General features: G+C 60.5%; 20 protein-coding genes and 1 pseudogene. 2 read left to right on the top strand and 19 right to left on the bottom strand.

What is annotated here, in order from left to right:
- Window positions 1-148: 148 nt before the first annotated feature.
- The 6 genes from ASE11_RS10500 to ASE11_RS10475 form a co-directional block, all read right to left on the bottom strand.
- Window positions 149-700, bottom strand: coding sequence for a response regulator (locus tag ASE11_RS10500; protein WP_056270255.1), 552 nt, complete (start codon window positions 698-700; stop codon window positions 149-151).
- A 20-nt stretch (window positions 701-720) separates the two neighbouring features.
- Entirely contained in the window at window positions 721-1,584 is an 864-nt protein-coding gene (locus ASE11_RS10495; RefSeq protein ID WP_056270252.1) for an HDOD domain-containing protein, read from the bottom strand.
- Entirely contained in the window at window positions 1,581-2,459 is an 879-nt protein-coding gene (locus tag ASE11_RS10490) for a response regulator (RefSeq protein ID WP_235501246.1), read from the bottom strand. The genes ASE11_RS10495 and ASE11_RS10490 overlap by 4 nt, the downstream gene beginning before the upstream one ends.
- Window positions 2,443-4,599 (bottom strand): PAS domain S-box protein, encoded by a 2,157-nt coding sequence (locus ASE11_RS25320; protein WP_082585654.1) that lies wholly within the window; start codon window positions 4,597-4,599, stop codon window positions 2,443-2,445. The genes ASE11_RS10490 and ASE11_RS25320 overlap by 17 nt, the downstream gene beginning before the upstream one ends.
- A complete protein-coding gene (locus tag ASE11_RS10480; protein ID WP_056270244.1) occupies window positions 4,596-5,990 on the bottom strand; it encodes an HD domain-containing phosphohydrolase in 1,395 nt (464 codons plus the stop codon). Before ASE11_RS10480 ends, ASE11_RS25320 begins: the two co-directional genes overlap by 4 nt.
- A gap of 166 nt (window positions 5,991-6,156) precedes the next feature.
- Window positions 6,157-6,891: an SOS response-associated peptidase gene (locus tag ASE11_RS10475; protein ID WP_056270242.1), complete on the bottom strand. Its 735-nt coding sequence runs from the start codon at window positions 6,889-6,891 to the stop codon at window positions 6,157-6,159.
- Window positions 6,892-6,991: 100 nt separating this feature from the next.
- On the opposite strand from ASE11_RS10475, the gene ASE11_RS10470 reads away from it, so the two are divergent.
- Window positions 6,992-7,306 carry an EthD family reductase gene (locus ASE11_RS10470; RefSeq protein WP_056270240.1) on the top strand — a complete coding sequence of 105 codons (315 nt, stop codon included), beginning with the start codon at window positions 6,992-6,994 and terminating at the stop codon, window positions 7,304-7,306.
- 38 nt (window positions 7,307-7,344) lie between these two features.
- Window positions 7,345-7,560, top strand: a pseudogene (locus tag ASE11_RS10465) (hotdog domain-containing protein); the annotation flags it as partial.
- Window positions 7,561-7,647: 87 nt separating this feature from the next.
- Here the strand turns inward: ASE11_RS10465 and ASE11_RS10460 are convergent.
- From ASE11_RS10460 to ASE11_RS10405, 13 genes are all read right to left on the bottom strand, one after another.
- Window positions 7,648-9,705: an AIPR family protein gene (locus tag ASE11_RS10460; RefSeq protein ID WP_056270236.1), complete on the bottom strand. Its 2,058-nt coding sequence runs from the start codon at window positions 9,703-9,705 to the stop codon at window positions 7,648-7,650.
- A gap of 3 nt (window positions 9,706-9,708) precedes the next feature.
- Window positions 9,709-10,653 carry a PD-(D/E)XK motif protein gene (locus tag ASE11_RS10455; protein WP_162258039.1) on the bottom strand — a complete coding sequence of 315 codons (945 nt, stop codon included), beginning with the start codon at window positions 10,651-10,653 and terminating at the stop codon, window positions 9,709-9,711.
- Window positions 10,643-13,327, bottom strand: a complete 2,685-nt coding sequence (locus tag ASE11_RS10450; RefSeq protein WP_056270228.1) for a Z1 domain-containing protein — start codon at window positions 13,325-13,327, stop codon at window positions 10,643-10,645. The genes ASE11_RS10455 and ASE11_RS10450 overlap by 11 nt, the downstream gene beginning before the upstream one ends.
- An 18-nt stretch (window positions 13,328-13,345) precedes the next feature.
- Entirely contained in the window at window positions 13,346-14,794 is a 1,449-nt protein-coding gene (locus ASE11_RS10445) for an ATP-binding protein (RefSeq protein WP_156406299.1), read from the bottom strand.
- A gap of 123 nt (window positions 14,795-14,917) precedes the next feature.
- The gene (locus tag ASE11_RS10440) at window positions 14,918-16,462 is read right to left on the bottom strand and encodes a DNA cytosine methyltransferase (RefSeq protein ID WP_056270222.1); all 1,545 of its coding nucleotides are present in this window, start codon (window positions 16,460-16,462) and stop codon (window positions 14,918-14,920) included.
- Window positions 16,462-16,956, bottom strand: a complete 495-nt coding sequence (locus tag ASE11_RS25315; RefSeq protein ID WP_414842440.1) for a very short patch repair endonuclease — start codon at window positions 16,954-16,956, stop codon at window positions 16,462-16,464. Before ASE11_RS25315 ends, ASE11_RS10440 begins: the two co-directional genes overlap by 1 nt.
- Before the next feature lie 88 nt (window positions 16,957-17,044).
- Window positions 17,045-17,437: a DUF2784 domain-containing protein gene (locus tag ASE11_RS10435; RefSeq protein WP_056270219.1), complete on the bottom strand. Its 393-nt coding sequence runs from the start codon at window positions 17,435-17,437 to the stop codon at window positions 17,045-17,047.
- Window positions 17,438-17,440: 3 nt separating this feature from the next.
- Window positions 17,441-18,460, bottom strand: a complete 1,020-nt coding sequence (locus ASE11_RS10430; RefSeq protein WP_056270217.1) for a nucleotidyltransferase domain-containing protein — start codon at window positions 18,458-18,460, stop codon at window positions 17,441-17,443.
- A gap of 152 nt (window positions 18,461-18,612) precedes the next feature.
- A complete protein-coding gene (locus tag ASE11_RS10425) occupies window positions 18,613-19,788 on the bottom strand; it encodes an ABC transporter substrate-binding protein (protein ID WP_056270215.1) in 1,176 nt (391 codons plus the stop codon).
- Window positions 19,789-19,838: 50 nt separating this feature from the next.
- On the bottom strand, window positions 19,839-21,695 hold the full coding sequence (locus tag ASE11_RS10420) for an AMP-dependent synthetase/ligase (protein WP_056270211.1): 1,857 nt from the start codon (window positions 21,693-21,695) through the stop codon (window positions 19,839-19,841).
- Window positions 21,696-21,948: 253 nt separating this feature from the next.
- Window positions 21,949-22,737: an ABC transporter ATP-binding protein gene (locus tag ASE11_RS10415; RefSeq protein WP_056270205.1), complete on the bottom strand. Its 789-nt coding sequence runs from the start codon at window positions 22,735-22,737 to the stop codon at window positions 21,949-21,951.
- Window positions 22,734-23,579, bottom strand: coding sequence for an ABC transporter ATP-binding protein (locus ASE11_RS10410; protein ID WP_056270204.1), 846 nt, complete (start codon window positions 23,577-23,579; stop codon window positions 22,734-22,736). Before ASE11_RS10410 ends, ASE11_RS10415 begins: the two co-directional genes overlap by 4 nt.
- A complete protein-coding gene (locus ASE11_RS10405) occupies window positions 23,576-24,652 on the bottom strand; it encodes a branched-chain amino acid ABC transporter permease (RefSeq protein ID WP_056270201.1) in 1,077 nt (358 codons plus the stop codon). Before ASE11_RS10405 ends, ASE11_RS10410 begins: the two co-directional genes overlap by 4 nt.
- Window position 24,653 lies beyond the last annotated feature (1 nt).

The raw sequence follows: 24,653 nt of genomic DNA, 5'->3' as shown, positions 1-24,653 counted from the left end.
ACGTGGACTCGCTTCCGCCAAAGCGGTGTGGCCTACCTTGCGGTGCCGTCGCTGATGGGAGCGGTTTCTGTAGCAGGGCAGGGGGTTTCTTCCCTGGATGGGAAGCGGGAACGCGAGGAAGAACTGCTGTCTGTCGGATCGCAGTTCGTCACAGGCTCGACGGCAGGACCACGCACCCGGCAGCGTCCCATTCCACACGGGTGATGCCCGGCTCCAGGGCTTCGAGTCTGTGCATCTCCAGCGTTTGCGCACTGACCTTGCCCTGGCTGGCCGCCCATTGCAGGGCCTGGTCTTTTTGCGCCCATTGTTCTCTGCTGAACTTGAGGGCCGACGAAATGTGCTGCACCAACTCGTCGATGTCCCAGGGTTTGGTGAGGTAGCGGTACAGGCCGAACTTGTTCACCGCTTCCTGGGCGGTTGCGAAGTCCGCGGTTCCCGTCAGGATCATTCGAACGCAATGGGGCTGGATGTCCGCCGCCAGCACCAGCAGCTCCATGCCGCCCATGTCGGGCATGCGCAGGTCGCTGACGATCACGTCAAACCGGCGCGCCAGCAACTCGCCGACCGCATCCGCGCCACTGTTGCAGGTCACGATGTTCACCTGATGACCCAGGGGGGCGCGCAGTGCACGGTGCAAAGCGCGCGTGATCGGCACTTCGTCGTCAACGAGAAGAATGTGACCTTGAAGTGCTTGTTCCATTGACGCTCCAGTGGGGTGATTCATGCGCCGGACATGATGTGAAGTTCGTCGGTGATGTGCGCCATCAAGGCGCGCATGTCCTGCTCGCCGCGCCCCAGAACGGACCACATCGGATCCTTCAACAGGGCTTCCATGTCGGCGCAAGGCTCTTCCAGGCCATGTGCCATCTGGTTGGCCAGATGAATCAGGAGGGGAAAGGACAGCCGCTTTCCCGGTGGAGCGGCAACCGGCCGGTGGTGATCGGCAATCGCTTCCGCGAAGCTGGCGGGAAAGTTCCACTGCCTGGCCACGACCGCACCCACTTCCGCGTGCGTCACGCCGAACAGCTGCTGTTCCGCGTCGTGCATGGCCATGCCTTCAGACCGCGCGAGTTGCAGCGCCTGCGACTCCAGCTCGGGGCTCGTCATGGCCAGGATCACCTTGCCCACGTCGTGCAGCAGTCCCAGCAAGAAGGCTTCACCGGCATCCAGCGATGCCACCTGGGCGAGTTCCCGGGCCGCGATGGCGGTGCACAAGGTGTGGCGCCAGTAGCTGGTAAAGCAGAACTCCTTGCAGCGCAACGATCCCAGGGCCGTGCGCAAGGAGACGGCCGCCAGTGCGCTGGCCACGGTGCGCAGGCCCAGCATCTGGACCGCATCGCCGATGCGGGAGACCTGGCCCTGGGCTCCGTAGAACGGTGAATTGGCCAGACGAAGAACCCGCACGGTCAGGGCCTGGTCGCGCTCGATGGCAGCGATGCAGGATGCCGTGGATGCGTCGTCATTGCTCAACAGTTCGACGGCTGCGATGAAGGCGCTGGGAAGCGATGGGAGCGACACGATGCATCGCGCCCAAGCGGCGGGTTCCAGGAGCCTGGCGGGAGGGATGGCTTCCACAACGCTCACGCCGGGCTCCCCGGCGCCACCGTGGCGGATTCGTTCAGCAGTTGCACCAGCATCAGGTGCCCCAAGGGTTGTTGCTGCCCCGTGAGTGGACAGATCCATGCCCTCGCGCTTCGACCCTCGATGGTCGTGCGCAGCCCCTGCGTGTAGGGCCGTGGTGCAGGTTGCATCAGCGTGGCCATCACCTGCTGCATCGATGATTCCGGTTCACCGCCCAGGGCGCACGACCACTGGGGCCACTGAATCACGGCCTGGCGGTTGACGTACGCCAGCATGCCGTCTGCACCGATGCCGAACACGGCCATGGGCAAGCCGTCGAGTGCGTCCCTGGACGCACCGGCCGCGTTCTGCATGGCCTGCCGACGTTCACCTTCTTCATGCACCATGCGTTCGAGCCGTCGGTTGGCCAGGGCCAGTTCGTGGTTCGCCTGCTGGACCACACCCCAAAGCCGGGTGTTTTCCGTGGCCAGTTCGCTCTGTTCAAAGGCATGGGCCACATGGCTGCGCAAGAGGTCGTCGTCCCAGGGCTTGGTGAGGAACTTGTAGACCGCACCTTCATTGACCGCCTCGATGATCGACTGCAGATCGGTGTAGCCGGACAAGGTCATGCGCAAGGTGCGGGGATAGAGGCGCTTGGCCTCGCGCAGGAATTCGATGCCCGTCATGCCGGGCATGCGCTGGTCCGAAAGAATAACGTCGACCGGTTGCTGGGCGAGCACCTCCAGCCCCCGAGCGCCACTTGTGGCGGTGACCACCTGGTAGCCGTCACGGCGAAACACCCGCTTGAGCGCCGAGAGAATCGATTCCTCGTCATCCACCAGCAGCAGCGTGCGATGCCGGGCGGGTGTGTCCAACGCGGACTCAGGCGATGTATGCATGATCGCGCTCCCACTGTGGTGGCACAGCATCCTTGGCCAGGGACTGAGGCCCCTCGACCGGCAGCCACACGCGAATGGCCGTGCCCTCCCCCACGGCAGAGCGCACCTGGATGGAGCCGCGGTGTTTCTGAACGATGGAGAAGGACAGCGACATACCCAGGCCGGTGCCTTTGCCCACGTCCTTGGTGGTGAAAAAAGGCTCGAAGATCCGGCGCTGCACCTCGGCGCTCATGCCGCAGCCCGTGTCTTCCACCTGCACCCAGACCCAGCCCTGATCCACGCCGCTCGACAAAGTGATCGTTCCCTTGGCGGCAATCGAATGCGCCGCGTTGACGATCAGGTTCATGAACACCTGGTTGAGCTGCCCGTCCAGGCACATGATCGCCGGGAGCGGCGCGAGCTTCTTGATGACGTCGGCCTTGTATTTCACTTCATGGCGAACGACGTTGAGGGTGGACTCCAGGCCCACGTTCAGATCGGACTCCTGCCAGTCCGAATGATCGACGCGTGAGAAGTCCTTGAGGTCCTGCACGATCTTCTTGACGCGTCCCAGGCCTTCGGCGCATTCGTCCAGCAGCAGCGGCAGATCCTCGCGCAGAAAATCGATTTCGACTTCCACCCGCTTCTGGGTCAGTGCCGCGACCACGGTCGCGTCGTTCGGTGCGGCCAGTGCCGCGTCGCAGGCCGAGCTCAGGCCCAGCAGGCCCTCCACATACTGGCGCAGGGTGTTGAGGTTGGAGCTGACGAAGCCGATCGGGTTGTTGATCTCGTGCGCCACACCCGCGGCCAGTTGCCCGATCGACGCCATCTTGTCCTGCTGAAGCAACTGTTTCTGTGCCTCGTCGAGCTGGTGGTTCATGGCAGCGAGTTCGTCGATCCGAACCTGCAGCTGTTCCTGGGCGAACCGGATGTCGGAGCGGTCCTGCATCATCCACCAGGTGCCGTGGCTCGTGTCTTTCGTGTCGACCACGTAGGCATCGATCTGCGCCCAGATCGGGTGGCCATCGGCATGGCGCATCCACATCTCGATGTGGATGGGCTCACCTTTGGAGAGCCGGGGGCCGGCGTAGGCACCAAAGCGGGCATAGTCCTCGTCCGACAGGTAGGCCGCCCGCCCCGGCAGACCGATCATGTCGGGCCCGGCATACCCGAACATGGCGGCCATGGCAGGGTTGAAGCGCTGAATGACGGCGTCCCTGGAGTAGGCCACCCCGATCGGCGAATTGGCAATGAACAGCTCCAGATCGCGGGCCGTGGCGGCCAGCTCGGCCGAGCGTTGCTTGACGGTTTCTTCCAGCTCGGCGCGGTGCAGCAGCAGGGCTTCTTCTGAACGCCGGCGGGTGGTGACGTCCTGCAGGGTTTCGATGGCGCCGATCACTTTTCTGTCGGCGTCGTACAGCGGCGCTGCCGTGAAGAACAACCACCTTCCCGAGTCGCCCAGGTGCGGAAAGAAAGCCTCGACCTCGATGCCGCCGGTGATGCTCGATGAATGCACCATCTTTCCACCGTAGAGCGCCTGCATCGTCGCCTCATCCATGCCATCGACGATCATGTCGGCGAGCAAGGGCCGCTGCTCGCTGTAAAACGCCTTCCAGCCGTCGCGTGTGCCGAGCACCTCGTAGCGTTTGATCCCTGTCATGTGTTCGCAGGCCGTGTTCCAGTGCGTCACACGGTGGTGCTGGTCGATCACCAGGGAAGCCACCGAGGCCCCATCGATGATCTGCGACAGCAGCTTGGTCATGTCCATCAGGCTGTTCTGCACATGCATCACGTCGCTGAGGTCGATGCAGGTCACCACCACCAGGGGCTGACCGTCCAGACAGATCCGCCGGGAATGCATCTCCACGGGACGGTCTCCGCTGTCGGGCGTGACCATGGAGCCCGACACCGCGGGGGGCAATCCACCCTGTTGCGCGCAAGCGTGAATCGCCAGACGCAGCTGGTCGCGCGTGGCGTCGTCCACCAGATTCAGCACGGGCATGCCCAGCAGCGCTGCCTGGCTGCGGGAACTCAGGCGGCACAGTGCGTCGTTGGCGCTCAATATCAGGCCGTCTTGGAGCAGGGCCGTTGGCACGGCCACCGCATTGACGATGTCGCTGGCAAAGCTGGTGAGGCTTTGCCTCTCGGGTGTGCTCATCATGACCGGGCTCCTTGTACTTCAGCGACACTGGCTTCGCTGGCTTTACCAGGATCGGGTTTCCGTTGCACCCACAAACTCAGGCGCACGCCCTCTCGCGAAGAGAAGCCCTGCACCTGTCGAACCATGCGTTCGTCGAAGACGTGCCCCGCCGCCAGCAGGGTGGTGCCCTTGGACGACACCATCGCCCGCGCCAACACCATGCCCGGGAGCAGATCGCGCACGTCCAGGTACAGGTCGGCCTTGGCTGCGTTCGCCATGTCGTCGATGACCTTGAGCATGGTTTCGATCACCTTGCGGTCGTAGCGCGTGTCGATGCCCCCCACGAGCATCTTCTTCGCGTTCTCCATGGTGTAGCGCTGCAGCCCCATGCTGCCGTGGAGCATGTCGTCCAGATCGGTGGCGGCCGCCACGATGCGCGCGCCGACCGCGATGTCGGGCGCGGTCAATCCGTCAGGAAAGCCCTTTCCGTCCGATCGTTCGTGATGCTGGCGCACGATGCGCGCCACGCCTTGCAGTTGAGACATCGCCATCAAGGCGGTTTCGCCGTCGATGGTGTGGCGCCGGTAGCGCTGGTGTTCCTCTGCGTTGAAGGCAGAGAGTGCCTTGCCCAACATGGCATCGGGAAATCCGATCGTGCCGATGTCGTGCACCAGGGCGGCCAGGTAGACATCGCGCACGTCGCGGTCCGACATCTCCAGCCGCTTGGCGGTCTCCCGGCTGATCTCGGCCACCCGGCGCGAGTGGCCGGACTGACCGCTGCGCATCTCCAGCAAACTGGAAAACACGTTCACCGCGTGCACGAAGGTGTTGTTCAGGTCTTCGTAGGCGGCGTCGAGCATGCCGTTGATCTGCTGGAGCTCGGCCGTTCGCGCCTCCACCCGGGATTCCAGCGTCTGGTTCGCGTCGCGCAGCTGGTCGTTCTGCCGCTTCGTCAGCTCGGTCAGGTCGGCGTTCTTCTTTTCAAGGCCGCGACGAACCAGGGCCTCTCGCACCGCAAGCACCAGATCGTTGTCGTCCCAGGGCTTGGCGATGTAGCGGTGGATGGCGCCCTTGTTGATGGCGGCCACCGTGGAGGAAATGTCGGCGTAACCGGTGAGCAGGATGCGCACGATGCTTTCATCGTGGGCCTTCACCCGTTCCAGGAAGCGCGCACCGTCCATTTCGGGCATCCGCATGTCCGAGATCACCATGTCCACCTGATTCGACTCCAGCAGGATCAGCCCTTCGGCGGCGCTGGTGGCCTGCAGCGTCTTGATCCCTTGCGCCCGAAACACACGGCGCAGCGCGCTGAGCACCGAGGGTTCGTCATCAACCGTCAGCACCGTCGGAACCACCACCGCGCTTTCGATCGCGTCGGCAGCGGGGGGCTCTTGGAGCACTGGGGTGGTCATGGCGGTGGATGTGGGGTGTGCAGCTTGTTTCGACACCCCAGCCACGCTCTTGAGGTGTGCTTACCCTTGAACCGCCGCAAAGGCCTGTGCGGATGGCAATGGGCCCCGAACGGCGTGAGCGAATGCACGGGGACAGGAAGATGCGGGTCTTCTTGTGGACCCGGAATCAGGACGACCCGGGTCTGAGCAGATCGTCAATCAGCCCCGCCTTGCGCTCTGGCTCCGCGTCAAACACCTCCACCGGTGCCAGCTTCAGCAGCGCCTGCGCCTGCACCACCGTGCCGGCCAGCCACTCGTCCACATCGCCGCGCTCGATGGGCACCACGCTGCGTTTGTCCTGCCGATCGATGGGCAGTGGCTGCCGCGTGGCCGGATCCACTTCGGGTTTGTGCATGCGGCTCATCAGCGGGTGGCTGTTTGCACCCATGGTGAGCATGGAGTAGGACTCGTGCACCTCGCCCGTGTTGCGGTCCACCCAGCGATGCCACAAGCCGGCCAGGCCCCAAGGGTCACCATCGGTCCGCTTGAACGACCACCACACGTTTTGGCCCGTTTCCCAGTTGGGCTCGTAAAACACCGTGGCCGGGATGATGCAGCGCTGGCCACGCGCCCACGCGTCGCGGAAACTCGCCTTGCGAGCCATCTCCTCCGATCGCGCGTTGTAGGTTGCGAACTTCACGTCTGGCGTGGTGGCAAACGGCGGAATCAAACCCCAGCGCCCCGCCACCACCTCCAGCGAGTAGCCCGCATCACCCCGTGCCCGACGCAGGAACGGACCGGTTTGCCGAGGAAACAGCTCCAGCCCGAACACCTGGCGCAACCAGGCCTCGCTGTTGTCGCGGCCGAGGTGCCAGGCGCGCTCGATGGAGGCTTGATCCGGGGAGATGTAGCGGGTGCACATGGATCGGTGGTTTGGGCGTGTGAGCGATCGATGTAGCGTACCCCCTGGGGGTACGATGCCGCGAGTGCCACCCGATTCACCCAACCACAGGAGTCCAGCCATGATCAAAGTCAGCGTGATGTACCCCAACACCCCGGGCGCGAAGTTCGACCACGACTACTACCGCGACCAGCACATGCCCATGGTCAAGGACAAACTGGACGTGGCCTGCAAGTTCTACACCGTGGACAAAGGCCTGGCCGGCGGCGCCCCCGGCGCACCCGCCACCTACGTGGCCATGTGCCACCTGTACTGCGACTCAGTAGAAGCCTTCATCGGAGGCTTCGGCCCCAACGCCAAGGCCATCATGGCCGACGTGCCGAACTACACGGACATCGCGCCGGTGATGCAGATCAGTGAGGTGGTGGTGGGGTAGGTGGCGGAATTGCTGATCGAAGTGACCACTGTTGGCGCATGGACGAAGCGCTTCGGAAGCGCCTGAATCGCTTTAGAAAACTCGACACCATCGACCTGCGCATCGACTACCTGCGCCCCGGCATCAGCGACCACTTTGAACTGCGCGCCGAAATCATGCGTTTGGGATCTCGCGTGGCGAGCACGCGCATGGAGTTTCTGGGTGCGGACGGGAAGTTGTTGTCCACCGAGGCGGGCGCTTACATCGTATCTTGAGGATGTCGAGTACTTTTGGGGGGAACGTCACACCTTCCAGGTTTTTCGACATCGCACGCTGAGGTCTCCATGCAGGCAGGCCGGGCTTCATTCCTTGAAGCCCTCCACTAAGGCCTTCTTCTCTGCTGCTATCACCCTCTGGCTCTGAGGGCCAGAAGGAATCTTCCGGCTTGACATACTGGCCGCAACGCTAAGGAAGTCCATTTCACTAGGGGTCATGGCCAAGCCCTCGCTAGCCCATTTGTGCAGTTTTGACCAGTACGTTGCCCCTCTGCCGACGACATATGTCTGAGCCTCAATGTCGTTGAGCACCTTCTGCTCCCGGCGGGCCGCGCGTTTTGCCCCATCTTTCTCTTCTGCATCGATCAGGTCCTTCTCCAGATCGCCCCCAAGCCTGACATTCACGGACTGCAGGAGGTCGTCCCAGCATTTTTCACGCTTGCACCATTCGGTGACGTTGGCGACCTTGTACGCTTCGGCAGACGAGATGATCCTTACCTGCACCTGCTTGGCAATATGCAACAGGGCTTCATTCAGCGAGATGGACGTTGCCTGTCTGTTCCAGACTTTCAGGAAGTCAATGTCCTGCTTGCGGCTCTTCAGGGTGTGTGTCAGCAAAGCGATGGAATAGGTCACCGTATTGGCCCTGTAGCCCTGCGCGTACCACTCTGCTCCCCCTACGAGCCGTTCTAGCGTACGGAAGACGATCGTGGCGCCGATGATGCCCTTGAACCAGTCTTCACCGAATGCAACGCCTTCCTCTCCCCAGTGCCCGGTAACGTTCTCTGCAAAGAATTTGAAACTTTTCTGTGCGCCCTGACTGACCACATTTGGCATGCACATGATCGTGACGAGAACCTTTGCAATGTCGGTTTTCTGTATCAGCTGCTTGCGCGGGTTCTGGACCTCGAACTCCCTTTTTTTCGCAGGAGTCAGGTATGACGATGCGTTGGCGTACTGGCCCCTTGCCCGTTCATAGAACCAGTGGGTCATCTGCTGGGACCCCTCTGCTGCGGGAGCCCAAACGTTCCGCGAGAAGTTCTCTATGCGTCTGTGGAATGGATGGTTGGAGAAGAAATCCGCATCACTGACCTTGTTCTGACTGTTCGCGTATAGGGAGATCCTGGGAACGATCTCATTCACTAGGTCGGACCGGACGACTGACAGTTTCATCTGTACTCTTACTTTGTCCAGGTTTTCGGCCTTGTCCCTCTTCATCACGTTGAAGATCGAGGCGGTGGTCTGACCTCCATTGACGATCTGCAGGTTCTCGAGCCGGTTCAAAAGAACCTGGTTTCCATCCGGGTCGAATTCGGCCTTTGCAGCGGTCGCAGAGATTCCATTGTTGTAGGCGAAGAACATCTGGGGTTCTTCGAGAATGGTCTTGCGTATTCCCTTGTTCACCCCCTTTGTTGCTTGGAGAAAGGTCCGGACGTTCTGTTCAAGAAGGCGGCCGCCGTACAGGTCGTAGATTTCGGCCAACCAGTCGCCCGGTATCACCGTCAGGTAGGAGTCGAGTTCCGCTCCCCCGGCGTTGGCCGGAAGACAGGGAAGTCCTTTGCCAAACATCTTCACAAAGTCGATGACGATCGGTTCCGGCTCGCCAGTTGACAGGAGTCGGCCGATTGCCACCAGATCCCAGACCCTGACGGCCCACTCCCTCTCATCCTTTTTCTGCTTCGGCAGGACCTTGACTGCGCTCGAAAGCTTCGCATCCGAAAGGATGTTGAGGCGGATGCGCACAACCGAATGCCCCATCTGGGCAAGCTGCCTGGCGAGGCTCCATACGCTGCTTCCCACGTCGACTTCGAAGGAGAGGTCACCCTCTACAGCGCGTTCGAAAAAGGTTTCCGCGCGCTTCAGACATGCATCCAGACTAGTTTTTGTCAGGCTCTGAACTTCAGGTTCACCGTGGAAGTCGACCTGGAACAAGTCAAGCGTGGCTTCATCTTCGGTGTAGGCATAGCCATCAACTCTCATTCCTCTGTGGACGAAGAAGGCTGGCTCAAATCCTGGTACCGCCCCCGAATCCACGAGAGCTTCTGCCACAACAGACGCAAAGGCTGTCTCGGAAAAGTCGGACGTTGCAGCAGATCTGGCTGCGACCTGCTGCAGCAGGTCGGCCAAGAATTCACCGTCAGTCATGATTCAAGCATCGCTCCATGGAATGATTGACTCAAATGGAGACAGTGCAGTCAGCTGAATTCCGTAGGTCACCTCTTGGATGCCAGTCATCAATGTCGAGGGGATGATCCTGGGAAAGTCGTCAGTCACGGCGAAAGCGTCTTTCTTCACCAGCGCGAACTCTTGAACCCGATATTCAGGCAAGTCCAGATATCCGAGGCTGCCCAGCTTTTCCTCGAATTCTTCAGTTGCGGATGCCGATGCGCCAAGGACTGCATTCAGTTCGTCAACCAGTGCACCCAGACTCTTCCCTCCAGCGGAAACTACCGCCAAATGGTAAACACACAGGTATAGGTTTGAGCTGTCCACCCATAGCTGGGAGGGTGATGAAATACGAACAGACTGGGGTGATCCAACAAGGTGTGACTTGATCTCGAAGATCTTGTTGTCCGCTGCAAAGTCCTGAGGAAACCCCGCAGGTCCCTTCCATGCTTGGACTGCTTCGGGGCCGAATCTTGGCAGCAGCTCCTGCTGAAAGAAACTGAGCTCCGCAAAAAGGCCGCGAATCTCATGCTCCCCAATGAGATGAGGGCCACCTCTTGAGAGGAGGCGCTGCCATTTCAAGAGTCGTGCGCATAGAAGTTCAATGCAGTCTGCGTCGGACTGGGCACCGGAAGTAAACCTGATCAGGTCTTTGCAGAGCAGGGCAAACAGATCCACATCCTGCGCCTTGGCAAGCACAAGATGCAGCTCGTGTGTTTTGTCGATCCAGAGAGCCCGTAGGCCTTTCAGACGTGGGAAATTTTGGTCCCAAAGGACTGCTGAGCTCAGCTGAAGCACCACCATTGGCTGGCTTTCGGCGTTCACTGCATAGTAGAAGTCGAATGGATGATCTGGGTCGGCCCGCCTTGCACTCAGTGCTCCGACATGCGGTGTCATCAAGCCGTGCCACGGGCTTTCAGTCTTCATCTGCATCGTCCTGCGGGTTGCCATAGTTCTCGGCCCACCACGTGGTGTTCACAACGTACGTCACTTCTGTTGTCTCGTGGCCTGACTTCGGGAAGGCTATTCCCCACGCAACCACACTGGATTCGGCCGGAGAGTTGCTTTTTTCCTTGTCCTTTTCTTTGTCCCAGACGTCGAGAACATGGAGCATGAGCAAGGGCCTTGTGCGAAGCCTGATGTACTGCCAGTCAGGGATGTCACTAGCGGCACCCCATTCCCGTTCAGCAGCGCCTCGCTCATCCGTGCTCATGCCTGCCTTTACTTGCCCTCTGCCACCCACTCGGAGTGCTTTGCCGCTCACAGCGATGTAATCGATTCCCGCTGGGCTGCGTTTCCAGAGAGACGAACGAGACTGGGAATTCGGAGTGAAGGGGCCAAACGAGGTTGATGACTTGTTACCTGTTGGTGGACTGAAAAGACATATGTCCCATCGCTCAAGTTCGTCGAGCTCGCGAGCTTTAATGTAGGCATTCACCGGTTCCGATTGCGTGATCAGGGCAACGTCATCATGGTTTTGAAAGCTATTCACAAAGTTGCGGACGAGTGGGGCAACTTGCATTTCTGTCCAGAGGTAGCCGAAATCGTTGGACTGGTCGGGATTGTCCAAGTCGGACAGAGAGGTCAGGAGGCTGCTCAGCACCTTTCTGTTGGCAGCTATGGCATCAGTACGCAGACGGGTCGTCTCGATCAGTTTTTCAGATAGAGAAACCGAGTGATTCACTCTCTGCCCGGACCGCATCTTGTTCCTGGCTGTCACGATCAGGGATTCCGGGTGTGCACGTACCTTCAGGCCAAAGTCGACAGGCTGTGCTCCGGCTCTCTCCATCCGGTTGAACTCGTCACGCAGCTCGTCAATGGCTTCCGAGATGTGGGCATACCAGTCGATGGCCTCCTCTGTCATGAAGATGCGGCAGACATCTGCATAACCGTCGCGATATCCAAACCAGCGACCCATCTGCAGCAGCGTGTCATACATCATCGAATTGCGCAGGAAGTAGCTCACAGTCAGCCCTTCCAGGGTGAAACCACGCGAAAGCGCAAACCCACCAATCGCAATGACATGCAGGCCGTCGTTCTTGTATCGCCTGTAGTCCAGTTTGTCGGGTGATTTGCTATTCACCTTTCTCACTTCGATTGGCCCGGCCGCGCGGACGAGTGCCGCCTGTACATCGGGCCAGGTTTCAGGAAGCCGTCCTTCGAACTGACTTCTCCATGCCTCGTGCAGCCTGTTCATCTCGGGGTCTCGGAGCGCTTCCTTCTCGGGCAGTCCCGCATGGCCCATGCAGGCAGCGCGAATAGTACTCATCAGGTCCGCAACCAGACCTGTCAGCTTGGTTTGGACGTCGTTGAAACGTGATGCATTGACCAGCATCGATGAATGGCTCTTGTCCTGACCCCGCAATAGCCGGATTGCACGTGCCAGAACAAAAGTGCGAACAGCCTCTTTGAGGCTTTCCGGAATCTGCATCAGGGGATGGGAAATCTTGTGTTTTTCCGGCAGCAGATCTACGTGGTCGTCTACCGCGGTCAAGGTGCCGTGGAGGTCCCCAGAGTCGGGGAATATTCGGGACGCCCCGACATAGTTGGTGGGAGCATCGAGCGAAATGATGAAGTCCCTCGGGAAGAGGTCTTCGCGCTCCATCGCATCCTTGCTGACCGGGTCTATGAAGATATTTGCAAAGGGGGTCGCCGTGTACCCAAGATAGACATTCCTGTCGAATGAGTCTAGGAGTTGCCGAATCCGGTCGTTGATCGCAGATGGAGAGTCATCATTTTTGGATACGTTGACTGAAGCGTTGTCCGCCTCGTCGTCAATCAGCAGCATCGGAATGCTGCTGATGCGTGCTCCCGCCTGCCTGTTGCGGATCTCCAGCCATTCGATGAGGTTGGCCAGGGTGCGCGAGTTCTTCTTCATGACGAGAACCAGGGGTTCGCTGAGCGATTGCAACGAAACGCCCAGATCTCGCGTGGTGGCCCTGAAATCGTCGGCACGGGTGGTCAGGCAGATAGGTCGCTTCTCCAATCCATAGAGACCAACACCGATCGCCGAATCTCTTCCAGTAGTCGCTTCCGAGCTGATGCCGGTGAATCCCTCTTCGATGCGCTCTTGAGTCTGTACACGCAGATCCTCCTGAATCCCTGTGAGGATCACGATGAACTTGTATCCATAGTCGGCTGCCTTGCAGATGACGCCGGTGTAGTTGGCGGTCTTGCCAGACTGCACGTGACCAACCACCAGACCTCGGCGCGCCCAGCGTCCCTGCTTCTCAGGGTCATGCATCAGGCCTACGATCTTGTCAGTGTCCTTGTCAAGAACGCCCAGCACAGCCGATCCAAACCCCCGGTTCGCCAGATGCCTGCGGTAGCGGTCGTAGTAATAGGGAATCAGGCTTGATCGCCTACCAGGCAGCCACTGTTCGAATTTCACCTGTATCGTCGATGCATCGCTCATGCTGATCGAAAGACTTGCCTCTATCTGGCGGGCAGCTTCCTCGATCTGACCTTCGCTGATGGTTGCCGAAAGATCCGGATAGAGCGGCAACACGGTCCTTAGGACCAGCCGGACCTGCTCCGGAGTGCGGGCGGGCATGTTCGAGAGGATCCCGATGGCATTGTTCTGAAGATCTTGAAGTGACATTTTTCTCCCTGGTGCGAATCAGTCTGCAGTGGCGCGTCTGGCGATCAATCCGATCTGGTCCGGGTGGCGGCTAAAGGGCTCCATGGTGGCCAGAACTGTCGTCAGCCCTGCCTGATCAAGATCGGGGTTGGCCTGCACGAGCATCTTGGCAAGTGCGAGCATCACATCCATGTCTGGCTGCTCGGTGTCAATCTGCTTGGGCGTATTCGAGTAATCGCTGAAGAAGGCGGCCGCAGGAAACGTTTGGCCAAACATTTTGATCATCTGCCTCAGACGCAGTCGATCACGTACTTGGAGGTCGTTGAGAAGTTCGTTCAACAGCGGGTGTTCGTCATTGATGACGTACTCGATCCGGTCGTTGTGGATCTTGCGGACCCAAACTGGCGAGGCATCCGTCTCGACCACCGCTCTGCCTCGTTGTGTGTAAGGCCTCTTGGCACCCGACCGGACCTGCTCGATCACCTGTCTAAGCCGGTTCTTGACGATGAGCGGGGGATGGGCTCGAGCCTTCCGCACATCGATGCCCCAGTGGTGGTCTGTGTTGTTGGGGATGTCGATGCGAACACGTGCTAGCTTTGTGAGCTCCTCCTGCCTAGCCAACCTGAACCAGCTTCCCCATATGATCAGCCGCCGGTTCCGGTATATGTAGAAGCCTTGGTTCCGGAGGTAGCCCTCAGGTCCAGCCAAGCGTTCGTATTCTTTCGCACTCACCTTAGAGTGATGTGGCAACACGAACGCCTGTATCTTGACCTCGCTGTCCCTAAATCGCACCACCTCTAGCGGAAACTTCTGTGTTGCGATGGTTAGTTCGGCAAACGGGTCATAAGGCTCAATGTCCGTACCGTTTACGGAAATGCGAACTTTCTTCAGTCCAGGCTCACCGGCCAGGAAGCGGTGGAAGATTCTGGACAGGTGCCGCCTGACGCCTGACATCGTTTCATTGAACGCTTCATGACCGACTTCGCCCATACCCGCCAGTTCGAGGCGGTCAATCTTGCGCCATAAGACCAATGTTCCGTGTTCGTCAGGCGGGAGCGCGTATGGCATATCCGACACTTCGTTTGGATGAACTTCGGTGATCTCCCATCTGTTCGTCGCGGACACCCGGTCAAGATCCCAGCGCATTCCGTTGAGTTCTTCAGAACCCCTGGTCAGCACGGTCAGTTCTCTGCATTGGCTGAAAGAGGCCGTTTTCAGCCCCAAGCCAAACCGCCCAAGATCGTGCGCGGAGCGCTCATGTCTGGGATCTTTTGATCCTGGCCTCATGGCCTCTAGAAGTTCCTCCCGCGACATGCCGCACCCGTCGTCGATAACCGCTATCCACGGAAGATCGGCCACCCAGCCAAAACGCAAATCCACACTCCTTGCGCCAGCGGCAATGCTGTTGTCAATGATGTCGGCCACTGCGGACTCAAAGGAGTAGCCGATGTCGCGCATGGCTTCGATCATCACCGAGGCGCGTGGCATGAGTTCTATGGCCCCGTAATCTCTCGGTCCCGTCACTTGCGTCCTAATTTGTAAGTCTGCTTACATTTTGATGTATTTCGGGTCAGCACCGGCGGCCCTCAGCAAAGAACCCTTCAGACGGGTTCAATTGGCTTGTTTTTTCTGACTTAGAACTGCAGAGACGACCCCTGCAATTTGGTTCGCAAGAAGCGCAGGCACCGCATTCCCTACCTGATGGTATTGCTGCGTCCGATTGCCTTGAAAGAAGTAGTTGTCGGGAAAGGTTTGAAGCCTGGCTGCCTCACGCACCGTCAAGCTGCGGCACTGGCTCGGATCGGGGTGTATGAAGTAGTGCCCGTCCTTGGCGATATGGCTGGTCACTGTCGTGCTTGGCAGGTTGTGAAGCTGCACCCTGAACCTGTCAATGAACTTGCCTGACTCCCAGTTCTTGTGCTCGGGTGCCAGACCCGCCAATGGGAAGTCCAGATGGCCTTTTGGAGTTCGTCGATTCAGAAGTCCAAACACAGCTGCGTAGAAGTACCGGCCAAGATCACTCGCCATGTGTGATCTGGATTCGTGGTTCAACCAGACCTCCAAGCGTTCATCCTTCACCCAATCCACAAGGCGCGAGGGGGATTCCGGCAGCTTCGCGTGGTGGTAACGGAGTGCTCCAGTTTCCAGGGTTAGCCCGAGCTTGATCGCCTCCCCTCTGAGCCTCAAAGCAAGCTGGTCGAGGCCTTTCGCTTCCGCATCAACCTGAAGCTTCTTGGCAAGCTCCTGAACCACAAATCTCCAGTGGTCATCTGTGTCTTCCGTGCTCAGCCTGCTCCTGAGCTGTGGCAATGAGAAGATCGCTTGATCCACTGTAAGAGGGTCGCTCTTGCTCAACATGTGACGTCCGTCGTAGTTCAACTCTTCGCGAACGCCCAACAGGATGACTCGGTGTCTCGCCTGCGGGATTCCATATTTTTCCGCTTCGATGATGAAGGCGTTTGCATCGATGAAATCTGGCTCCATGCCCGCCTTGAAGTTCACGGGACTGACCAGCGAGTGGATGGTGTACCTCAAGCCATCAGGTCTGCCCAAGGCCTTCCCGGGCTCTGCCAGGTCCCGCAGGATGTCGTGGAAGACCAGCTTTCCGTTCACCTTGGAAGACAAGATTCCTTTGACGTTCTCCATCACGAAGACAGCAGGGCGCGTGGTGTCCAGGATCCGAAGGTACTCACGGTAGAGAAAGTGCCGGTGGTCGTCCTCGGCGACATAGTCTTCCTTGCCTCTATTGCGCGAACGGCCCACCAGCGAATAAGCCTGACACGGTGGTCCACCGATGAGCACGGTCTCTTCTTCCTGGAGCCCGGCCTTGACGATGAGCTCATCAAGGCGGGCGTTGTCCTCAGGTACACCAAGTGTGAGTTTGTTGGCTTCGGCTTGTGCGTCCTTCCACGCACTGGGTATCTTGGTTCCTGGATGGGGCGCTTCTGCTGAATGGCAGAAGTCGTAGTACGCCGCCAAGGCCTTTTGGTCACCCTTGATGTGTCGGAAGAAGCTTCTGAGCGTCAACGTCCTGTGAGCGCTTTCCTCCATCTCGGCCGACACCGCAATCTCGAAGCTCGCATCGCCCTTGTAGGACGCGAAGCCCTCTCCCAATCCCCCTGGACCTGCGAACAGATCCACTATCTTGTATTTCATCAGTTTCTTCGTTTCGTTGTATTTGCCGGGTCAGTTGGCTCTTCGCGGAGCTCACCAGTCGGCTCGCCGGATTCGATCCAGTCAGTCAGTGCTGACTGAACATCTGATGGTGATTTGGTCGTCTTCAGGAAGCATTCCCACACCACTAGGACTCGCCAGCCCAAAGCCATAAGTTCAGAGACTGCTCTTACATCCCTTGCCACGTTCGATGTGAGTTTGCCCTGCCAGAACTCTGGCCGGGTGGTGGGCATCTTGGCAAAGCGGCAGTCTTCGTGGTGGTGCCAGAAACACCCATGCACGAACACAGCGACCTTCCGTCCGGGCATGACCACGTCCGGCCTGCCCGGCAGGTCCTTTCGATGAAGGCGGTATCGGTACCCCGCCGCAAAGAGTGCCTTGCGAACGATCACTTCAGGTTGGGTGTTGCTACCCCGAATGCCCGACATCATGGCGCTTCGTTTTTCGGGAGGAACAACGTCAACCAAGGTGATCACCTGCTGGATATCAAAGTGGGGCTTGTCTGCCCAGACGGTTTGATCGTACCAGGTTGGGGATGCCTGACGGCGTCTCTGTAGGTTGACCTCACCGCCTCGGCCTCACCCCCCACCAAGCCACCCCCACCCCCACCGCAAACCCCGTATACGCCGCCACAAACACCCACCAAGGCGCCTCCCAGTACAGCAGCCGCGACAGCCAGTGCTCAATGAAGCTTTCGCGGTAGCCGCTTTGTCCGGCAAGGCGGCGCAGGTCTTGTTCCCACACGGTCAATGGGCAGAGTTGGCCGAGCCAGGCCTGGGCGGCGATGAAGACCATCAGGGCCAGGTGGGTGAGGCGCAGGCCGAAGTGGCGCACCCAGCGCCAGCCGAGGGCGCCGCCGATCAGGATGAGTGGCAGCAGGCCGACCACGAAGACGACGATGCCCATGTGCAGCGCGAGGATCGCGTCGGCGAGCCACAGGGCCTGGGTGAGGGTCATGTTCTAGCCCAGCGCTGTGGTGTCGACGTCGGGGTGCCGCTTGCGCAGAGCCCGCAGGCCTTCCAGCGCTCGCCGCTGCCAGCCCGGGCCACGGTTGATCAAATCCAGCCAGGTCTCGTGAAGTAGCTCCGCGTCGTTATCGGCCAGGTACTCAATGAGTGAGGCAGCCTGGTCGAGGTCTTTGGTGGCTTTCACCCGCATGTCTTGCGGTCGTTCGCCATACACCAGCAGTTTGTGCAGGGCGTACTTTTCGGGCGGCGGCGCGTTGACGGTGATGGCGCCGCGCTGCGCGAGCAGGGTCACCTGAATGGGGGCCTCCATGGAAAATTCCATGAACTTCAGGGGCTGCATGGTCGCGTTCAAGGCCTTGATCAACACCGGCGTGTCGCCACCCCGGTGTGTTGACGTCACAAAGTCGATCTGCAAATCCTGCTCGTCGGACTTGATGTAGGTGGTGAGGCTGCTCACTGGCACGAAGCCCATCTTGAGCGCTTCGATTTCGCTGCCCATGTCCATGGTCACGTCTGAAGGGATGGCCACGGAGACGTTGCGCCCGGCATGAGCAAAGTCGAGGTCCACGGTTTGTGCGCCGGCATGCCAGCGCACGCCCAGGTAGTTTTGATAGGCCATGTACACGTGTGTGCCCACCAGAATGCCGCCCGCCATGAAGAACCCGGCATCCGCCAGGCGTTCGATGATTTTGGCGTGAGAGGGGACGATGGCCGGACAACCCGCCGCAATGGCTTGGCGGGTCAGTTGGCGGAGGTGTGTTTTTGATTCATTGCCCTGGCGATGCAGCTCGATCATGTCGGTCAACTCGTCGCTGGCTGTTCCGAGGAAGATCTGTTTTTGCTTGCCTGTCAGGTCGGCAGTCTGGTAGTACCAGTACTGGTTTCCCTTGACGGACTTTCTGGAGAAACTGCCCGGCAACGAGGCCACCGAGCGAACGCCGTCCAGCATGCTTGCGCTCCGCACTGCGGCGTACGCGGTCTGGGCGGCGGTGGAGAGTGGGGTCGACAGCATGGTCGTTATACTGAGAAAAATAAAAGTCAGTATAACCAGGTGTTTGATGGGTTGAAACCCCCGGCTCTACACTCGAAAAAAAACCGCCAGCACACAAAGCGCTGGCGGTTTCACGCATGGCCTGCCGAAGCAGGCAACGTGTTACCTGGAGTTCATTTGGCGGCGTCGATCTTCATGTACTCAGACACCACTTTCCAGCGGTTGTCCTGCAGCTGCGACAGGCGCGTCGAATTGCTGCCCAGGCGCTTGGTGGGGCTGAAGGTCATCTCGGCGCTGCCGAAGATGTCCGGTGGAATGACCATGGTGTCCATGGCCTTGATGAAGCTCTCGGTGGTCAGGTTGTTGCCGGCCTTGCCCGCTGCGCGCAGGAAGGTGTCGACCAGCGAATAGCCGTAGACCGAGAACACGGTCGGGTCTTCGTTGAACTTGGTCTTGTACTTGTTGGCCCAGAAGCGGATCGGTTGCGAGGCTTCGTCGGTGTAGGGGTTCTGCACCGTCATGGTGGCGTAGAGGCCGTTCATGGCCGGGCCGCCGAGCTTGTGGATCAGGTCGGTGTAGGCGGCGCTGGAGCCGATGAAGGTGGGGTTGAAGCCCAGACGCTTGGCCGTGGCAATGCCGCCGATGGTCTCGCGGATGATGGTGCCGAGCACCACCATGTCGCAGCCGCTGGCCTGCAGCTTCTGCATCTGCGAGGCGAAGTCGGTGGCGCCGCGCTTGTAGCTGGTTTCTTCGGCCAGCATCATGCCGATGCCCTTCAAACCTTCTTCGGCGCCGCGCTTCACTTCCAGGCCGAACTCGTCGTCCTGGTACATGGTGCAGACCTTCTTGGCGCCTTTTTCCTTCACCAGCTTGGGCACGGCGATCTTCATCTGATCGAAGTAGGTGGCGGCGAAGCTGTACTTGAGCTTGTGGAAGGGCTCGTACATTTCGCGCGCGGCCGTCACCGGGAAGAAGTTGATGACGTTCTTCTGGAACTGCACGGGCATGGCGGCCATGTTCTGTGCGGTGCCGATGTGGCCGACCATGGCAAAGATCTTGTCCTGGTTCACCAGCTTCTGCGCGGCCAGCACGGCGCGGCGCGGGTCGTAGGCCGAGTCTTCCACCAGCAGCTTGATCTTGCGGCCATTGATGCCGCCTTGCTCATTGACCTCGTCCACCCGCAGCATCATGCCCAGGCGCACCTGCTTGCCGAAACCTGCGATGGGCCCCGAGAGATCCTGAATGGAGCCCAGGACGATCTCGTCCTTGCTCACGCCTTGCGATTGCGCCAGCGCGGCACCGCTGCCCAGGGCGAGCAGTGCAGCAACCAATGTCAGTCGGGTCTTCATGTTGTGTGTCTCCTGGGGTGGTGGTCGGGTGAGGTCTGTCGAGAACGGGGTCAGCTGTACATGGCGTTGATCTGGGGTTCGTACTTGGTCTGCACCAGCTTGCGTTTGAGCTTCATGGTGGGGGTGAGTTCTTCGTCTTCGGCGCTGAGCTGGGTGTCGAGCAGGAAGAACTTCTTGATCTGTTCCACCCGGGCAAATTTCTTGTTCACGCGATCGATCTCGGTCTGGATCAGCGCCTGCACCTCGGGCGCTTTGGTGAGGCTGGCGTAGTTGGAAAACGGCACGTCGTTGTCCTGCGCATATTTCTCCACGTTCTCCTGGTCGATCATGATGATGACGGTGAGGTAGGGCTTCTTGTCACCGATCACCACGGCGTCGGTCACGTAGGGCGAGAACTTGAGTTCGTTCTCCAGTTCGCTCGGCGTGATGTTCTTGCCGCCTGCGGTGATGATGATGTCTTTCATGCGGTCGGTGATGCGGAAAAACCCTTCCTCATCCACCACGCCCACATCACCCGTGTGCAGCCAGCCGTCGCTGTCGATGGTCTCGGCGGTCTTCTCGGGCAGGTTGAGGTAGCCCATGAACACGTTGGGGCCGCGCACCAATATCTCGCTGGTCACCGGGTCGAGCTTCACCTCGTTGTAGCTGGCGGCCGGGCCGATGCTGCCGGGCTTCATGCGCTCGGCCGGGATGCCGGTGGAGGCGCCGCAGGTTTCCGTCATGCCCCACACCTCGAGCATGGGCACGCCCAGCGCCAGGTACCAGCGCACCAGCTCGGGCGAAATGGGCGCTGCACCCGTGACGAGAAAGCGCGCCTTGTGGATGCCGATGAGCTTGCGCACATTGTTGAGCACCAGCGTGCGCGCCACATGAAACTGCAGGCGCAGCCCGCCGGGCACGGGCTTGCCGGCCATCACCAGATCGGCCACCCGCTGGCCCACGCCAATGGCCCACCCGTACGCGGCCTGTTGAATCTTGCCGGCTTCTTTCAGGGTGATCATCACGCCCGAATAAAACTTCTCCCACACGCGCGGCACGGCGGTGAACACCGTGGGCGCGATCTCGCGCACGTTCTCGGGCACGGTCTCGGGGTTCTCCACGAAGTTGAGCTTGGCCCCGGTGTAGAGCGAAAAATACTCACCGCCCATGCGCTCGGCGATGTGGCACAGCGGCAGGAAACACATGCACTCGTCACTCTCGCTGCGGGCAATCAGCGTGTTGTAGCCGCGCACGGTGTAGACGAGGCCCTTGTGCGAATGCATGGCGCCCTTGGGCCGGCCGGTGGTGCCCGAGGTGTAGACCAGGATCGCCAGCTCGTCGGGCTGGCAGGCGGCCACGCGCGCCTTCAGCATGCCGGGGTGCTGCTGCAGGTGGGCGCGGCCCAGTTCGCGCAACTGGTCCAGGCTGATCACCTGCGGATCGTTGAGTTCGCGCAGACCTTCCATGTCTTCCACGATGATCTTGCGAAGCTGCGGCAGGTGGTCACGCACCTCCAGCGCCTTGTCCAGCTGTTCGTCGTTTTCCACGAAGAGCACGGTGGTGCCCGAGTCGGCGCAGAGGTACTGCACCTGCTCGGCCGCGTCGGTGGGGTAGATGCCGTTGGAGACGCCGCCCGCGCTGAGCACGGCCAGGTCGCACAGCACCCATTCGATGGTGGTGTTGGAGAGGATGGACGCGGTCTCGCGCGCCTCGAACCCGATGGCCATGAGGCCATGGGCGATCTCGCGCACGGCGTCACCGGTCTGGGTCCAGCTCCAGCTGCGCCAGATGCCGAACTCCTTTTGCCGCATCCACACGTTCGGCCCGCGTGCCTTCACGCCGTTCCAGAACAGCGCCGGAATCGTCTCGCCCTCGAGCACGATCTTGTTTTGCGGCTGGATGCCGGAAAGGTCCCAGAGGTTGCTCATTTTGTGTGTCTCGACGTTGTGCGCCCACACACCGTTCGGGCTGAGCCACCGCACCGTTTGCCCTGAGCCTGTCGAAGGGCTCGTGCGATGGTGTGGGCGAGGGCTTCGACAAGCTCAGCCCGAACGGGGTGGGACTCAGCCCGAACGGGGTGGGACTGAGCCCGAACGGGGTGGGACTGAGCCCGAACGGGGCGGGACTGAGCCCGAACGGAAAGGGGCTCAGGGCGAACGGGGAAAGTGAATTGCGCGGAGTTCATCGCCAATTTTTCTTCTTCTTCCAGCGCCGGTCGGCGCGCACGCCTTCCTCCTTCATGCCGAGGTAGAACTCCTTGATGTCGTCCTTCTCGCGCAGGTGGGCGCAGGTGTCTTCCATCACGATGCGGCCGTTCTCCAGCACGTAGCCGTAGTCGGAGGCATTGAGGGCCATGTTCGCGTTTTGCTCCACCAGCAGGATGGTGGTGCCGCGCTCGCGGTTGATGCGCACCACGATCTCGAAGATCTCCTTGGTGAGCTTCGGGGAGAGGCCCAGGCTGGGCTCGTCGAGCAGGATCAGGTCGGGGTTGGCCATGAGCGCGCGGCTGATGGCCAGCATCTGCTGCTGCCCGCCCGAGAGCAGGCCGGCGTCTTGCGCGGCGCGCTCGCGCAGGATGGGGAAGTAGTTGAACACCAGCTCCATGTCACGCGCCACGCCGTCGCGGTCCTTGCGGGTGTAGGCGCCCATCAGCAGGTTGTCGCGCACCGAGAGCAGGGCAAACACCTCGCGTCCCTCGGGCACGTGGCTCAGGCCCTGCTGCACGATGAAGGCCGGGTCTTTTGCGGTGATGTTCTCGCCCTTGAATTCGATCGAACCCTTGCGCGGGTCGATGATGCCGCTGATGGTTTTGAGGATGGTGGTCTTGCCCGCGCCGTTGGAGCCGAGCACGGTGGCGATCTCGCTGCGGCGCACCTGCAGGCTCACACCGCGGATGGCCTTGATGGGGCCGTAGGCGCTCTCCACATTCAGCAGCTTGAGCACCGGGGCGTCGGTGGTGGGTATCGTCATGCGACCACCTTGTGGTTCTCGCGCCTCAGATTGGACACGTCGTCCATCGAACCCAGGTAGGCCTCGATCACGCCAGGGTCGGCCTGCACTTGGGCCGGTGTGCCCGAGGCCAGTTCGGTGCCCATGCTCATGGCCAGCACGCGGTCGGAGACCTTGGAGACCAGGCTCATGTCGTGCTCCACCATCAGTACCGTGATGCCGAGCTCGTTCTTGATGTCGGTGATCCAGAACGCCATGTCTTCGGTTTCCTCCACGTTCAGCCCGGAAGAAGGTTCGTCGAGCAGCAGCAACTGGGGCTCGGTGCACAGCGCACGCGCCAGCTCCACCACCTTGCGCACGCCGTAGGGCAGGCCGGCCACCATCGATTCGCGGTGGTGCTGCAAGTCGAGCAGGTCGATGACGTGCTCCACCTTCTCGCGCGCCTCGATCTCGGCCGCGCGGGTCTTGCCGGTGAAGAAGATCTCGCTCCACAGCCCGGTCTTGCGGTGCGTGTGGCGCCCGATCAGCAGGTTCTGCAACACGGTGGCGTGTTCGAACAGTTCGATGTTCTGGAAGGTGCGCGCAATGCCGAGGTTGGCGATCTGGTGCGGCGCCTGGTCGGTCAGGCGCAGCATGCCGTCGGGGCCGGCGTAGTCGATGGTGCCGGTGGTGGGCGTGTAGATGCGGCTGATCAGGTTGAACACCGTGGTCTTGCCCGCGCCGTTGGGGCCGATCAGGGTGAACACCTCGCCGCGCTTCACGTCGAAGCTGACGTTGTTGACCGCCAGCACGCCGCCGAAGCGCACGCTGAGGTTCTTGGCTGACAACAGAACCGATTGCCCTGAGCTTGTCGAAGGGTTCATTTGAGTCTGTCCGATTTCTGGAACGATTTCTGCCGCTTGAACATGCCCTTGCGATAGAACGGGAACAGCTGGAAGTAGGCGCGGATCTTGAGCCAGCGCCCATACAGGCCCATGGGTTCAAACAGCACGAAGGCGATCAGCACCAGGCCGTACACCGTGCCCTGCAGGCCGGCGGCCTGGCCGATGGCCGCGGGCAAAAAGTCTTTGCCCAGGGCAATGAGCTGCGGCATCACGATGAGGAAGATGGCACCGAGGAAAGCCCCGTGGATCGAACCCAGCCCGCCGATGACGACCATGAGCAGCAGGTCGATCGACTGGATGATGCTGAACTGCTCGGGCGAGAGGAACTGGATCTTGTGTGCGTACAGCGCGCCGCCAATGCCCGCGAGCGCGGCCGAGAGCGCGAAGCTCATGGTCTTGTAGCGCGCCAGGTGGATGCCCATGCTCTGCGCCGAAATTTCCGAATCCCGGATGGCGACGAACGCGCGCCCGGTGGAAGAGCGCATGAGGTTGGCAATGGCCAGCGTGGCCAGCACCGTGACCACCAGGCACAAAAAGTAGAACTCGTTGGTGGAGTCGAGCTCCCAGCCGAAGAGGGCGGGGTAGCCCACCGTCAGGCCCGAGTTGCCACCCGTCACGTGCTCCCAGCGCGCCATGACTTCTTCAACGATGAAGCCAAAGGCCAGCGTGGCCATGCCGAGGTAGATGCCCTTCACCCGCAGCGCCGGCAGGCCCACCACCATGCCCACCGCGGCCGAGAGCAGGCCGGCGCAGGCCAGCGCCAGCGGAAACGGAATGCCTGCGTTCACCATGATGGCCTGCGTGTACGCGCCCACACCGAGGAAGGCCGCGTGGCCCAGCGAGAAGAGGCCGGTGAAGCCGGCCAGCAGCATGAGCCCCAGGCCCACCACCGAATAGATCAGCACGAAGGTGAGTTGCGCGAGCCAGTATTCCTGGATCACCCAGGGCGCGGCCACGAGAAAGAGGCCCAGCAGGCTGTACCAGAAGGTCTGCCCGCCGTGCTTGGCCAGGCGGATGTCCTGGTTGTAGTCGGTCTTGAATAGAAAGCGCATG

This window comes from Hydrogenophaga sp. Root209 (assembly GCF_001428625.1).
Classification (GTDB): domain Bacteria; phylum Pseudomonadota; class Gammaproteobacteria; order Burkholderiales; family Burkholderiaceae_C; genus Hydrogenophaga.
This window is presented reverse-complemented; position numbering and strand designations above follow the sequence as displayed.

Excerpts from the sequence above, each read along its gene's own strand:
- ASE11_RS10415 (WP_056270205.1), bottom strand. The coding sequence starts at position 22,737 with ATGACGATACCCACCACCGACGCCCCGGTGCTCAAGCTGCTGAATGTG.
- ASE11_RS10470 (WP_056270240.1), top strand. The coding sequence starts at position 6,992 with ATGATCAAAGTCAGCGTGATGTACCCCAACACCCCGGGCGCGAAGTTC.
- ASE11_RS10490 (WP_235501246.1), bottom strand. The coding sequence starts at position 2,459 with ATGCATACATCGCCTGAGTCCGCGTTGGACACACCCGCCCGGCATCGC.
- ASE11_RS10455 (WP_162258039.1), bottom strand. The coding sequence starts at position 10,653 with ATGAAGACTGAAAGCCCGTGGCACGGCTTGATGACACCGCATGTCGGA.
- ASE11_RS10430 (WP_056270217.1), bottom strand. The coding sequence starts at position 18,460 with ATGCTGTCGACCCCACTCTCCACCGCCGCCCAGACCGCGTACGCCGCA.
- ASE11_RS10500 (WP_056270255.1), bottom strand. The coding sequence starts at position 700 with ATGGAACAAGCACTTCAAGGTCACATTCTTCTCGTTGACGACGAAGTG.
- ASE11_RS10405 (WP_056270201.1), bottom strand. The coding sequence starts at position 24,652 with ATGCGCTTTCTATTCAAGACCGACTACAACCAGGACATCCGCCTGGCC.
- ASE11_RS25320 (WP_082585654.1), bottom strand. The coding sequence starts at position 4,599 with ATGATGAGCACACCCGAGAGGCAAAGCCTCACCAGCTTTGCCAGCGAC.
- ASE11_RS10425 (WP_056270215.1), bottom strand. The coding sequence starts at position 19,788 with ATGAAGACCCGACTGACATTGGTTGCTGCACTGCTCGCCCTGGGCAGC.
- ASE11_RS10475 (WP_056270242.1), bottom strand. The coding sequence starts at position 6,891 with ATGTGCACCCGCTACATCTCCCCGGATCAAGCCTCCATCGAGCGCGCC.
- ASE11_RS10440 (WP_056270222.1), bottom strand. The coding sequence starts at position 16,462 with ATGAAATACAAGATAGTGGATCTGTTCGCAGGTCCAGGGGGATTGGGA.
- ASE11_RS10420 (WP_056270211.1), bottom strand. The coding sequence starts at position 21,695 with ATGAGCAACCTCTGGGACCTTTCCGGCATCCAGCCGCAAAACAAGATC.
- ASE11_RS10435 (WP_056270219.1), bottom strand. The coding sequence starts at position 17,437 with ATGACCCTCACCCAGGCCCTGTGGCTCGCCGACGCGATCCTCGCGCTG.
- ASE11_RS10410 (WP_056270204.1), bottom strand. The coding sequence starts at position 23,579 with ATGAACCCTTCGACAAGCTCAGGGCAATCGGTTCTGTTGTCAGCCAAG.
- ASE11_RS10450 (WP_056270228.1), bottom strand. The coding sequence starts at position 13,327 with ATGTCACTTCAAGATCTTCAGAACAATGCCATCGGGATCCTCTCGAAC.
- ASE11_RS10445 (WP_156406299.1), bottom strand. The coding sequence starts at position 14,794 with ATGCCACGCGCCTCGGTGATGATCGAAGCCATGCGCGACATCGGCTAC.
- ASE11_RS10480 (WP_056270244.1), bottom strand. The coding sequence starts at position 5,990 with ATGACCACCCCAGTGCTCCAAGAGCCCCCCGCTGCCGACGCGATCGAA.
- ASE11_RS10460 (WP_056270236.1), bottom strand. The coding sequence starts at position 9,705 with ATGACTGACGGTGAATTCTTGGCCGACCTGCTGCAGCAGGTCGCAGCC.